Annotated in this window: 7 protein-coding genes and 1 pseudogene; 2 read left to right on the top strand and 6 right to left on the bottom strand. The window is 70.2% G+C overall.

Annotated elements, in window-relative coordinates; genetic code table 11:
• Positions 1-2,228 (bottom strand): bifunctional [glutamate--ammonia ligase]-adenylyl-L-tyrosine phosphorylase/[glutamate--ammonia-ligase] adenylyltransferase (gene glnE, locus AB3X43_RS02525; RefSeq protein ID WP_369428315.1); only part of this gene is annotated, 2,228 nt, incomplete at its 3' end.
• 67 nt (positions 2,229-2,295) lie between these two features.
• Here glnE and AB3X43_RS02520 point away from each other — a divergent pair.
• On the top strand, positions 2,296-6,585 hold the full coding sequence (locus AB3X43_RS02520; protein ID WP_369428314.1) for a YhdP family protein: 4,290 nt from the start codon (positions 2,296-2,298) through the stop codon (positions 6,583-6,585).
• The gene (locus tag AB3X43_RS02515) at positions 6,582-7,400 is read left to right on the top strand and encodes a carbon-nitrogen hydrolase family protein (RefSeq protein ID WP_369428313.1); all 819 of its coding nucleotides are present in this window, start codon (positions 6,582-6,584) and stop codon (positions 7,398-7,400) included. Before AB3X43_RS02520 ends, AB3X43_RS02515 begins: the two co-directional genes overlap by 4 nt.
• A 10-nt stretch (positions 7,401-7,410) precedes the next feature.
• Here the strand turns inward: AB3X43_RS02515 and AB3X43_RS02510 are convergent, their stop codons facing one another.
• The 5 genes and pseudogenes from AB3X43_RS02510 to AB3X43_RS02490 all read right to left on the bottom strand — a co-directional run.
• Positions 7,411-8,670, bottom strand: a complete 1,260-nt coding sequence (locus AB3X43_RS02510; protein WP_369428312.1) for a carboxylate--amine ligase — start codon at positions 8,668-8,670, stop codon at positions 7,411-7,413.
• A 160-nt stretch (positions 8,671-8,830) separates the two neighbouring features.
• A complete protein-coding gene (locus AB3X43_RS02505) occupies positions 8,831-10,099 on the bottom strand; it encodes an FAD-dependent monooxygenase (RefSeq protein ID WP_369428311.1) in 1,269 nt (422 codons plus the stop codon).
• 16 nt (positions 10,100-10,115) lie between these two features.
• Positions 10,116-11,348, bottom strand: coding sequence for a carboxylate--amine ligase (locus AB3X43_RS02500; RefSeq protein ID WP_369428310.1), 1,233 nt, complete (start codon positions 11,346-11,348; stop codon positions 10,116-10,118).
• 73 nt (positions 11,349-11,421) lie between these two features.
• Positions 11,422-12,465, bottom strand: coding sequence for a GNAT family N-acetyltransferase (locus AB3X43_RS02495; RefSeq protein WP_369428309.1), 1,044 nt, complete (start codon positions 12,463-12,465; stop codon positions 11,422-11,424).
• Positions 12,466-12,767: 302 nt separating this feature from the next.
• A pseudogene (locus AB3X43_RS02490) lies at positions 12,768-12,994 on the bottom strand (primosomal protein N'); the annotation flags it as partial.

Below are 12,994 nucleotides of genomic sequence, written 5' to 3'. Positions count from 1 at the left end.
TGCTGGTAGCGCTCGAAGGCGGCGATCGAGGTCACCAGCAGCCCGGAGTTGCCGTTCGGACGCAGCGCGGTATCGATCTCGTAGAGCGCGCCCGCCGAGGTGCGCAGCGACAGCCAGGTGATCAGCTTGCGCGCGAAGGCAGCGTAGACCTCGCCGGCGCGTTCGTCCTCGTCGTCGTAGAGGAAGACGATGTCGAGGTCGCTGCCGTACCCGAGTTCCTTGCCGCCGAGCTTGCCGTAGGCGATCACGGCAAAGCGCGGCTCGTCGCGGTGGCGTGTGCGCAGGTGGCGCCAGGCCCAGTGCTGCGTGCACTCCAGCGTGGCATCGGCCAGTGCGGAAAGGTCGTCGGCCACCTCCTCGACGGAGATTTCGGCCTCGACGTCGCGCACCAGCGTGCGGAAGGTCTCCGACTGGTGCGCGCGACGCAGCGTGTCGAGCAGCTCCCCCTCGTCCGCCTCGCCGGAACGGATCCAGGCCTGGTGGCGGCCCTCCAGGTCCCGTCCATAGGCGAGGGCATCGAAGCGCTCGTGCATCAGCCGGGTATCGGCCAACTCGTCGATCACGCCCGGGTGCTGCATCAGGTAACGCATCGGCCAGCGCGCCAGCGCCAGCAGGTGCAGCAGCCGCCCGAGCACCTCGCCGCGTTCAGCCAGCAGCGCCAGGTAACTGTCGCGGCGCAGCAGCGGCTCCAGCCAGTCCACGAAGCGCAGCAGCGCGGTTTCGCCGATCTCGGGTTCATCCTGCGTCAGGCGACGGGCGCGCACCAGCAACCGCGCCAGCCGCGCCCGGCCCTCGTCGCGCAGCAAGGCCACCCGCGGCGAAGCCACCAGCAGCCGCAGCCGCTCGGCCAGCGGCGCGGACAGACCCTCCGCCTGGGGCAGCTGCTCCAGCGTCGGCGGCGTGCCGTTGCAGCGGCTGCAGGTGCCCGGGCCGCCGCGCGCCGGAGCGCTGCGGCCGTCATGCAGCAGCGCGTCGAATTCGGTGGCGACCAGCTCGCGGTGGGTGCACAGCGTGTCGAGCAGCTCGCAGGCATCGACCGTGCACGCCATGCGCATCGAGCCGGCGATCCAGCGCAGGTCGGCATCCACCGTGGGCAGCAGGTGGGTCTGCTGGTCATCGAGGTACTGGATGCGGTGTTCGACCCGGCGCAGGAAGGTGTAGGCCGCCGCCAGCTTGTCCGCCGTCTCCTGCGGGAGCAGGCCGACGCTGGCCAGCCGCTGCAGCGCCTTGAGCGTCGGGCGGGTGCGGATCTCGGGGAACTGCCCGCCACGCACCACCTGCAGCAGCTGCACGGTGAATTCGATCTCGCGGATGCCACCACGCGAGAGCTTGACGTCATTGGCCCGCTCGGGGCGGCCGGCGGCGCGGCGGTTGGCCTCGTCGCGCACCTTCTGGTGCAACTGGCGCAGGCCTTCGAACACACCGTAGTCGAGGTAGCGCCGGTACACGAACGGCGTCACCACATCGCGCAGTGCCTTCGCCCGCCCGGACACGACGGAGGCCCGTGGTGCCACGACCCGGCTCTTCAGCCACGCGAAGCGCTCCCACTCGCGGCCCTGCACCAGGAAATACTCCTCCAGCATCGCCAGGCTCACCACCGGCGGGCCGGAGTTGCCGTTGGGGCGCAGCGCCAGATCGACCCTGAAAACGAAGCCGTCTTCGGTCACGTCGCCGATCAGCGCCCGCAGCGTCCGCGCCACCAGCGAGAAGTACTCGTGTGCGGAGACGACCCCCGCGCCGCTGGCATTGCCGGCCGTCTGGCCGTTCTCTTCGTAGACGTAGACGAGGTCGATGTCGGAGGACACGTTCAGCTCGCGCGAACCGAGCTTGCCCATGCCGACGATCCAGAAGTCGATCGGCACGCCTGCGGCGGTGTGCGGCGCACCGTGCAGCGCATCCTGCTCGGCGCAGGCAGCGGCCAGTGCGGCTTCAAGCGTCACCTCGGCCAGCTCGGTCATCGCGCGGGTGACGACTTCGACATCGGCCTGCGCCTCGACGTCCAGCACCACCAGCCGCTCCATCACGAGCTGCCGCGTCAGGCGCAGCGCCGAGGCGAGACTGCGCCCCCGCGCCAGCCAGGTGTCGAGCGTGGCCTGCATCGACTCCCGCGTCGGCGCCCCCGCGGCCAGCAGCGCCAGATCGCCACCCCGCACCCGGCGTATCCGCTGCACATACCGGCTGTGGTCGGCTGTGACAGGGGTCAATCCGGTCTCGGGCGAGGTCTGCATGGCATTCTTTCGGGTCTGTGCTAGCTTCTCTGTGTTCAATTCACCGGCATCTGATTCGGCTGCATTCATGCCTGTGGTTCCCTCGTCATCCGATCTGCTGCACTTGAGCCGGCGCGCCGGCAGCGCAGTGCTGCGCGTCGCATTCTGGAGCATTGCTGCTGTGGCCGCGCTGACGTTGACCGCGTGGCTGATCCTGCAGTGGGGGATATTGCCGCGGCTGGATACCTGGCGCCCCGAGCTGGAAACCTGGGCCAGCCATGCGCTCGGCGTGGAAGTTCGCCTCGGTGCCCTGCGGGTCACGGGCGACGCCTGGGCCCCGGTGGTGACGCTGAGCGATCTGCGCGTGGTCGATCCGCGCGGGCAAGAAGCCCTGCGCCTGGCCCGGGTCGAGGCGGTGATCACGCCGGGTTCGCTGCTGCCACGCTCGCCCACGCGCTGGCTGCCCCACGTGCAACGACTGGAGCTGGAGGCCCTGCACCTGGAACTGCGCCGGGACCGGCACGGACAGGTTTTTCTGGCAGGATTGCCGCTGGAGCGCACCGCCACCGGCGATGGGGATGGCCGCATGGCCGACTGGCTGTTCAGCCAGTCCGAGATCCGGCTGCGTGGCGCCAGCCTGTCGTGGCACGACGAGCGGCGCACCACCGAACCGCTGGTGCTCACCGGTGTCGACATGGACTTGCGCAACCCGGTCGGACGCCACATCCTGCGCCTGAGCGCCACGCCACCCGAGGGTTGGGGCAGCCGCTTCTTCGTCAGTGCCGAGATGGCGCGGCCGCTGCGCGCGCTGCTGTCGATGGCCGGATTGCAGCACCCCGGCGACTGGCGGCAGTGGGCCGGGGTCGTGCAGGCCGAGTGGCCGCTGGTGGACGTCAGCCAGTTGCGCCAGCATGTCGACCTGCCCTTTGATCTGATGGAAGGCCGCGGCCGGCTCGCCACCCGCATCGATGTGGCGCAGGGCCGCATGGCCGGTGCCACGGCAGATCTGCAGCTGCAAGCGGTCACGCTGCGCCTGGCCAGATCGCTGCCACCCGTGGCGCTGCGGCGCATTGCCGGCCAGCTGGAAATGCGCCAGGAGGCACAGGGCAGCGTGATCCGGGCGCACCAGCTGTCCTTTCAATCGCAGCCACCCGCCGACGCCACCGCCAGCGCCGCCACCCCTGACCCGAGCCTCTGGCCCGCCACCGATCTGGAGCTGACACTGCACGGCCCCGCTGGCGCCTGGACGGGCGGCGCGTTCAAGGCCTCGCTGGTCGATCTGGGCCTGCTGGCGCAGTCGGCAGCCCACGTGCCGCTGGCCGGGCCGATGCGGCGCTTGCTGGACGCTACCCGCCCGCGCGGCCAGCTGCGGCAGTTCACCTACGAATGGAGCGGTGACCCGGAGCGACCCGACCACTGGCGCGCGCGCGGGGATGCCGATGCACTGAGTCTGGCCGCCGAGCCCGCCACCGCCACGCTCACCTCGACCGCCACGCCCGGGCGGCCCGGCTTGCGTGGCGGGCATGTGCGCTTCGACGCCACGGACCTCGGCGGCCAGGCCGATCTGCGCATGGCCCAGGGGGCACTTGAATTCCCGGGCGTGTTCGAGCAGCCCCGCGTGGCGCTGGACCGGCTGCAGGCCGACGTGCGCTGGACGCTGCAGCGCCCCGCCGCCACGCCGCCCGGCACCCGCCCGGCGATCGAGGTGGAGGTCCGGCGTGCGGTCTTCGACACCGCCGACGGCGCTGGCGAGTTCTCGGGACGTTGGCACACCGGCCTGACCACCGGTGCGGTGTTCGGACCCGCGGGCTGGTTGCCTGGCCGCATCGACCTCGATGCCACCGTGCGCCAGATCCGCGCCGACCGCATCCACCGCTACCTGCCGCTGGGCATCGCCGCACCGGTGCGCAGCTACCTGCGCGCAGCGCTCGTGGCCGGATCGGCGCGCGAGGTGCATGCCCACGTGCACGGCCCGGTGCTCGACTTCCCCTACACCGCCCCCGGGCAAGGCGAGTTCGCCATCGAAGGGCGGTTCGAGCAGGTCACCTTCGACTCGGTGCCTGGCAGCCTCTGGCCCCGCTACACCGACGGTGCCGGCCGCCTCGCCGTGGATGGCCACCGGCTGCAGCTGCTGCAGACCAGCGCCCGACTCGGCCAGACCGGCACGGGCCGCCTGGCGCTGGAGGAGATCGCGGGCGGCATCGACAACCTGGCCCATGACCCGGTGCTGCACCTGACCGGCCAGGGCCACGGCACGACAGCCGACACGCTGCAGTTCCTGCGCGAGAGTCCGCTCGATGGCTGGCTCGACCACGCGTTCCTCCCCGCCCGTGGCGACGGCCAGACCCGGCTTGCCCTGCAGATCGCCGTGCCGCTGCAGCATGCCAGGGACACGACCGTGCAGGGCCGGGTCGATCTGGCCGAGACGTGGCTGCAGATGCGCCCGGACACCCCCGCGCTGCAAGCGGTGCAAGCGCGCCTCGATTTCACCGAACGCCAGTTCCACCTGACACAGGGCAGCGCACAGGTCGCGGGTGGCCGGCTCGACTTCGATGGCCACCTCGACGAAGCCGGCGTTCTGCGATTCGCCGGCCAGGGCCATGCCACGGCACAGGGCCTGCGCGACCTCGACACGATCGACCCGGTCGCCCGGCTCGCGCACCAGTTCGACGGCCAGACGGACTACCACCTGCAGCTCGCCCTGACGCCAGGCGGTCCGACCCTCCAGGTGGACAGTGATCTGGTCGGACTGGCGAGCCGCCTGCCAGCGCCGCTGAACAAGACTGCCACGCAGCCGGCCATGCTGCGTGTCCACCGCCAACCCCAGGCGCAAGGCACCGGCCCGGCCACCGCAGCAGCCTTGCTGGAGATCGACGCACGCACGGCGGCCGCCGCGCCACTGCTGTCTGCCCGGCTGCTGCTCGATGGCGACAACGCAGGCAGCGTGCTGCGCGGGCATGTCCAGTTCGGTGGCGCCGACCAGGGCCACTGGCCGGACCAAGGCCTCGATGTCGGCATCGTGCTGCCGCGGCTGTCGCTGGACGACTGGCAGACCTGGCTGCAGCGGGCGCGGCAGGCGGACCACCTGCCCTCGGCAGGCCACGCCGGCCCACCGGACACGGACGCCCCTCTGGGCGGACTGCTGCACCAGGTCCGGCTGCAGGTCGCAGACCTCACCGCCCACGGCCACCACCTGACCGGCGTCGATGCCACGCTGCAGCAGACCGGCCTGTCCGCCCGCACCTGGACCGGTGCGATCGAGGCCGACCAACTGGCAGGCCGGGTCACGCTGCGCACCGCGACACCGCAGGTGTCCGCTGCCCTGCAGGCACGGCTCAGCCGCCTGGCACTGCCGTGGCCGATGGCGCCGCTCGCCGTCGATGCACTTTCCCGCCCCGAGTCCGCCCCGGAGCCCTTGCCGGGGCTGGATGTGGTCGTCGACGATCTGACGTTCAGCGGCCGGCACCTCGGCCGGCTGGAGTTGCTGGGCGGACCGACTCCGGATGCACGGCTGCCCGCAGCGGTCAACGGCGAATGGCGCCTGAACCGGCTGTCCCTGGCACGACCCGAGGCCCGCCTGAGCGCCGTGGGCCAATGGGATCCAGCGGACCGGGACGCGTCGACCGGGGTGGGTACCAGCCGCCTGACGTTCCGGCTGGATGTGGACGATGGCGGCCGCTGGCTTGACCAGCTGGGCTGGACCGGCACGCTGGAGGGCGGTCACGGCCACCTCGGCGGCCAGCTGCGCTGGCCCGGTCCACCGGCTGCGCTGACGCTGGCACAGCTCGGCGGCACGGTGCACCTCGACCTCGACAGCGGCCAGCTCCTGCAGGCCGAGCCGGGCGCCGGTCGGCTGCTCGGTGTGCTGAACCTGCAGTCGCTGCCACGGCGTCTCTCGCTCGATTTCCGTGACCTGTACCAGAAGGGCTTCAGCTTCGACCGCCTCGATGGCGACGTGCAGATCCGCCTTGGCGCGGCGAGCACGCACAACCTGCGCATGCGGGGCGTGCAGGCCATGGTGCTGGCCGAAGGCAGCGCCAGCCTGGCCAGCGCCACCCAGGACCTGCGGGTCTGGATCGTGCCGGACCTGAACGCTGGTGCCGCATCACTGGCCTACGCGGTGATCAACCCGGCCGTGGGTCTGGGCACGCTGGTGACGCAGTGGCTGCTGCAGCGCCCGCTGACCGAAGCCGCCACGCGCGAATACCGCGTCACCGGCCCCTGGAATGCACCGCAGATCACGTCGATCGACCGCAGCCGCGACGCCCATCCGCTGCCAGGCAGCGACGCAGCGACCGCCGCCGAAGCCGCCCTCGCCACATCCGAAAGCACTGCACCCGCCCCTCTGCTCCTGCCCAGAAAGGACCGTTCCCCATGAAACTGGCCGCGCTTCAGATGGTGTCGACACCCCGGGTCGAGGACAACCTCGCCCGCGCCGCGGAACTGGTCGCCCAGGCCGCCCGGCAGGGGGCGGAGCTGGTCGTGCTGCCCGAATACTTCTGCCTGATGGGGCTGCAGGACCGGGACAAGCTCGCGGTCGCGGAGCCTGCCGGCCACGGCCCGATCCAGACGCTGCTGTCTGACCTGGCCCGCCAGCACCAGCTGTGGCTGGTCGGTGGCACGCTGCCTCTGGCGCTGGACGGTGATCCGGACCATGCCTCGAACACCTCGCTCGTCCACGGACCGGACGGTGCGCTCGCGGCCCGCTACGACAAGATCCACCTGTTCCGCTTCGACGACGGCGAGCGCCACTACGACGAAGCCGCCACGCTGCGCCCCGGCGCGCAGCCGGTGGCCTTCGACGCCGTCGCCCGGGACGGCGCGGTGCACCGGGTGGGACTGTCGATCTGCTATGACCTGCGCTTCCCGGAGCTGTACCGGCGCCTGATGCAGCCGCCCTGCAGTGTGCTGGTGGTGCCGGCCGCGTTCACCTGGCCGACCGGACAGGCGCACTGGGAACTGCTGCTGCGCGCCCGGGCGGTGGAAAACCAGTGCTACGTCATCGCCAGCGCCCAGGGCGGGCGGCACGAGAACGGCCGGCGCACCTGGGGCCACTCGATGGTGATCGACCCCTGGGGCACGGTGCTGGCGGTGCAGGACGAAGGCGACGGCGTCGTGCTCGCCGACCTGGACGCGGTGCAGCTGGCACGCGTGCGGACCCAGTTGCCAGCCCTGCAGCACCGCCGGCTCTGAATCGGGCCGCTCAGGCGGCGTTCAGGCCGAGCCGGCTGCGCACCCAGCGGCCGCTGCCCCGACACTTGAGCGCCAGCCAGTCGACCGTCATCTGCACCGGCGGGCCCATGTCGCTCAGGTCCAGTGCACGGTAGACCATGCTGGGGCGCAGCACCGAGCGCAGGTACTCGGCCCAGCCCAGGCGGCCCTCGCGGACCAGTGTCCGGAATGCACGGAAATCGGCCTTGGCGCTCAGGTAGCGCATCCCGACCCGCCACTCGGTCGACGCGGCCAGCGGCCGGCCGCACACCTCGCTGTAGACCAGCCACGGCAGGTTGAAGCCGGCCCGGGTCAGCAGCAGGCTGTTGCAGCTCAGCCGAGGGTTGACCTCCAGCAGCATGAACTGTCCGGTGCGCGCATCGCGCTTGAAGTTCATCACCACCATGCCACGCAGTTTCAGCAGTGCGAGGATGTCGCCGGCCTCGGCCTCCAGGTCCGGCATCGAGACGGTCTCGACCAGGCAGCCCGTGCCGACCTGGACCGGGAAGGTGCGCCATTTGCGGGTCGTCGCCACGCGTTCGACCTGGCCGCCGCGGCTGATCCACGCATGCACGCTGTAGTGCAGGTCGTCGCTGCCGGGCACGTAGTCCTGGAGCAGCACGTCGAGCCCGTACGGCGCGATGCGACAGCACACCCGCATCAGCTCCGCCGGCTCGTCGATCACCAGCGCCTTGGCCCGTGCGATCTCGGGATCCATCCCCGGGCGCATCCAGGCCGTCGGCTGCGCCGGCTTGAGCACGACCGGATAGTCCACCACCCGGCTGAGCGCTTCGATTTCTTCGAGCGTGCGCGGCGCGTGCGTCGCCGGCACCGGCAGGTGCAGCGCCTGGGCCAGTGTGGCGAAGCGGCGCTTGTCCATCATGCGGTTCACCGTGTCGGGCGAGGCCGAGACCCACAGCGCCGTGCCGACCAGGTCCGCGTGCAGCGATGCCAGGGCACGCAGGTCGGTGTCGGCCGTCGGGAACACAGGCAGCGCCTGGCCATGCCGCACCCGCAGTTCGCGCAGCACGCCCAGCAGTTGTTCCGGGCGGCGCGTGAAGTTGCGGGCGCAGATGTATTCGATGCAATGGCGCGAATAACCGGACGGCGGAAACTCGTATTCGCCGATGACGATCACCGGCACACCTTGCTCGCCCAGCGAGCGCACCATGTTCAGGTCCGCCCCCTGGGCGCCCAGGCAGGCGAGCACGATCGCAGGGCTCGGGGACGGGGTGTGGATTGCAGGATTCATGGTGAGGAGGGATCCGCTCTGGAGGCGTTGACCGGGAATGCAGGGAACACAGTTGCGTTTTTACCGGATCAGGCGATCTGCCGGAGGAAACGCACGCCCCGTCAACAGGGGGGCTGGTCGCCGTCCCGCGCAATCCGCACGGTCCTCTTTCGCAGGCCGCTCAGCGCCCGCCAAACATCATGCGGTGCGCCAGCAGCGACTTCAGCGGACCCACCTGGCCCAGCACCGCGAGCCCGGCCCCGCGCAGCGTGCTCAGCCCCGGCCACGGCCAGGTGAAGCTGCGGGCGAGGAAATCGGTGGCAGCGATCATCGCCCATCGGTCCGGCGCCCGCTGCCATTCGACTTGGCGCAGCGCCCGGTCGACATCGCTGTCGCGGGCCAGCCGGGACACCAGTTCGTGCGCGTCACGCAATCCCAGGTTCAGGCCCTGGCCGGCGACCGGGTGCAGCGTCTGCGCGGCGTTGCCGATGCGCACCGTGCGGCCCTGCACCAGCGTGCGCTCGGCGTTGAGGCCGAGTGCGAAGCCCTTGAGCGGACTGACCGACACCAGCCGCCCTACCCGCGCCGGCAGCAGGTGGGTCAGCACGGCCAGCCGCTGCGCCTCGGTCAGCCCAGCCACGGCGTCGTCCGCCCGGTCGACGCACCACACCAGCGCCGCGCGCCGGAGCACGGTGCGTCCGTCCTCGGCCAGCGTCGTGCCCGGCAACGGCAGCAACGCGACCGGCCCCTGCGGCGTGAACCGCTCGTGGGCGACACCGGCCTCGCCCTCTGCCAGCCCGACCGTGCCGACCCAGGCGGTCTGGCCATAGTCGCGGGCGACGGCCTTGCGGGCCTGCTCGGCGAACACGCCGCCCTCGGCAATCACCGCCAGATGGTGCGATTCGACCAGCGCCCCGCCCGCTCCGGAGGCGCTCCCGACATCCACCTCGACACCGCCCGGCAGCGTGCGCACCCCCGCCACGGCGCTGCCCCAGCGCACCGACAGCCGACCCGGCTCGCGTGCACAGGCCGCCAGCCACGCCGCCCGCATCGGCGCGGCCAGTGCGCCATAGGGAATCACCGCGCCCAGCTGCGGCACCCCCTCGTCCGCCGCGCGGATCAGCAGCTCCGGCGCAGGCGCCTTGCCCAGCAGATCCAGCAGACCCGGCTGCTGCTGCGACACATGCACCGCCAGGATCGGCTCGGCACGCTCGGCCATGCCTGCCCAGACGCCCAGCCGCTGCAGCTCCAGCACACTGCCCTGCGACAGCGCCAGCGTGCGCGGATCGCCGCCGACATCGTGGTGGACGGGCAGGCGGTCGTAGACACACACCTGCGCGGACGGCAGGCGGCGCGCGGCCGACAGCGCCAGCGCCAGACCGACCGGTCCGGCACCGATCACGGCCAGTTGCAACGCCGGGGCACGGGCGTTCGAAAGGACAGCGGACATCTCGACTCCTGAGCGGTCAGGAGGGTGACCGCAGTCGCATTTTCTCCGCAATCCAGTGCAGGGTGAGTTGTCGGGCCGGGCCGAGATCCTGCAGGTTCAGCACCTGGCAGACCAGGGGGCGCTTCAGCAGCGAACCCAGGTAACCGGCCCAAGTCCAGAGCCCCTCGCGCACATAGCCCCGGACTGCGCGGAAATCACTCTTCCCGCTGACATACCAGAGTCCGGACTGGCGCGGCGGCGGCGCCTGCCGCTCCAGGCCGCAGACATCGCGGTAGGCCATCCACGGCAGATTGACCCCGGAGCGCGTGGTCAGGATGGTCCATTGGCTGACCCGGGCGTTGATTTCGAGCAGCTTGAACTCGCCCGTGCGGCTGTGGCGCTTGAAATTGAGGTTGGCGATGCCGCGGTAGTCGATCCGCTGCAGGATGTCCACCACCATCGCCTCCAGCACCGGCTCATGCAGGCTCTCGACGTAGCAGCCGCTGCCCACATGGGGCGGCTGGATGCGCCACTTGCGCCCGCAGAACGTGGCCCGGGCCTCGCCTTGCTGGTCGATGAAGGCATGCACGTCGTAGTGCTCGGCATCGTCGCCCGGCACATATTCCTGCAGGATCAGCGCCAGACCACAGGGCGCCACCGTGCGGCCGATGTCCAGCAACTCTTCCCGCGACTGCACCACGATGGCCTTGGCCAGCCGGATTTCGCGCGGCAGATCCTGGTGCTTCCAGGAGGTCGGCAGCAAGGGCTTGGCGATGGCCGGATAGGACAGCGCATCAGCGACCTGCTCGACCTCTTCCAGCGTGTGCGGCGTGAAGGTGCGCGGCACCGGCAACCCGGTGCGCGTGGCCAGTTCGCTGAAGGCGCCCTTGTCCATCAGCGTCAGCACCAGCGCAGGATCGGCCATCGTCGAGCGCACATACGGTCTGGCAGCGTCACCGAGCCGACTCAGCACCTCCAGATCCGGATCGGCCGACGGGAACACCGGCAGCGGACCACCATGGCGGTGCGACAAATCCGCCAGCACCGACAGCAATGCCTGTGGATGCCCGCCGAAATCCGGCACCTGCACAAACTCGATGCAGTAACGCGAGTAGCGGGACGGCGGATCCGCGTATTCACCGACCACGATCACCGATACGCCTTGCTCTCCCAGGGAGCGCACAACGTTCAGATCCCCTTCCGGGGCACCGGCGCACGCGAGAACGACGGCAGGCAGGCGACCTGCCGCCGAGGATATGTTGTTGTGCATGCAGATAGGCGGGGCAAGGAACCGGGACGGTCACCACCACAGACCGTTTCCCGGACTGATTCCAGCAGAGGAATCAGGCTTCGACTTGCTGGATTATTGCGTCAATTTCCGGCTGGGGCCGCCTTGCATGCCGGGAATCTCGCAAGCGCCGGGTCGCCGTCAATGTCAAGGACGCCATGCGGCTGGACGGCATCAGCAGCAGCCCCAGCGCCCGTCTGGCCGGCCAGAGCCGGTTGATGAATGAATCGGCCGAGGCGCCGCTGTCAAAGGACACCAGATCCGGACAGTGGGTGCGCGCATGGCGAATGAACTCGACCTCGTTGAGCATGCCGGGGCCGAGCTTGCGCAGCTCCGGGTCCCAGCCGACCTTGAAGGCGAACCCCATCGAGCCCGACACGAAGTTGCAGGTGGAGGCCACTGCCCGGCCGTCGATCCGCAGCTCGGTGAACAGTGCCCGGCCGTCCCGGTCGAAGCGCGCCACCATGTCGCGGAAGAAGGCCTCGCCGGCCTTGGTCGAACGCATCGAGGTGCCGGACTCGCCTTTCCAGCCCAGGTGCTCCAGGCGCAGGAAATCCTCGACCGACGCGTCGGAAATGCCCTTGCGCAGGCAGTGCCAGCTGACCTCGCCCTGCTCGGCGAACCGGCGCATGCAGCGGTTGATCTCGTTGAGCTTCTTGCCGAGGGTCTCGCGCAGGAGGTCCTCGCCGCAGTGGGCCACCGTCAGCATCGACCGCTCCTGCGGCCCCAGCATCTGCGCTGGCAGGCGGTGCTGCTGCGAGAGCTGCTGGGTCACCTCGGCCAGCTTGCCGGCGGTGTCCACCTTGGGCAGCTCCAGCCCCTTCCAGAGACACCCCGGCCGCGCAAGGAACTCATGGATCGCCTCCACCACCGGACGGACCGAATCGGCGTCGACCAGCAGCCCCCCCAGGTAGGTGTGCTCGGACTGGTAGGCCGACAGGTGCGGCCACGGAAACGACCGGCTTGCCAGACACCGCTGGAACACACCAACCGCGGCCAGCTCCTTCAATCCACCGGCCGAGCGCTCGACCCACATCAGCACAGCCGAAGCCCCGGCATCCAAGTGCTGCAGAGCCGGCCACACGAAGTGCGGTGACATGAATGCATTCGGCTCCGCGGCCCGGACCTCCAGCGCAGCCCACGCCTGTCGGTCCTTGTCAGTCAGCTCCGTTGGTTGACGCAGTCTGACTTCCCACTGTGGAACTACCACGTTCTTTCCTCCCCATTGCGCCGTTGACCCTTGAATCCATCCAGGCGTCTGGAAACATCCACCAGAGGCCCCCCCGGGCGCCTCATTCTCGACGCCGGGTTTTACAGCAATCCTGACTAAAAACGTGGCAAACGGAAACCCTTCGGCAACAAAATGTGACAACAGAACAAGGGGGATAGATATCAATTGTTCTAAATTGAGAGCGGATCGACGTCCAATGCCCACCGAAGCACGCGCGTGGTCGATCCTGAAGACAGCCCCTGCAACCCCGGCAGCCACTGCGCCAGCAGACGGTGCAGCACAACGCGCCCGGACGCTTCGATCAGCATCTGCGCCCGCTCGACATCGGCGACCCGGTGGATCGGCGCAGGCACCGGCGGATAGATCAGCACCTCCTGCGCGCCCGGCAGGCCCTGGG

Source organism: Sphaerotilus sp., from assembly GCF_041083715.1.
Classification (GTDB): Bacteria; Pseudomonadota; Gammaproteobacteria; order Burkholderiales; family Burkholderiaceae_C; genus Sphaerotilus.
The sequence above is the reverse complement of the archived record's forward strand: the minus strand, read 5'-3'. Positions and strand labels throughout refer to the sequence as shown.

Coding starts and splice junctions, on each gene's coding strand:
- AB3X43_RS02515 (WP_369428313.1), top strand. CDS start 6,582: ATGAAACTGGCCGCGCTTCAGATGGTGTCGACACCCCGGGTCGAGGAC.
- AB3X43_RS02505 (WP_369428311.1), bottom strand. CDS start 10,099: ATGTCCGCTGTCCTTTCGAACGCCCGTGCCCCGGCGTTGCAACTGGCC.
- AB3X43_RS02520 (WP_369428314.1), top strand. CDS start 2,296: ATGCCTGTGGTTCCCTCGTCATCCGATCTGCTGCACTTGAGCCGGCGC.
- AB3X43_RS02510 (WP_369428312.1), bottom strand. CDS start 8,670: ATGAATCCTGCAATCCACACCCCGTCCCCGAGCCCTGCGATCGTGCTC.
- AB3X43_RS02495 (WP_369428309.1), bottom strand. CDS start 12,465: ATGTCACCGCACTTCGTGTGGCCGGCTCTGCAGCACTTGGATGCCGGG.
- AB3X43_RS02500 (WP_369428310.1), bottom strand. CDS start 11,348: ATGCACAACAACATATCCTCGGCGGCAGGTCGCCTGCCTGCCGTCGTT.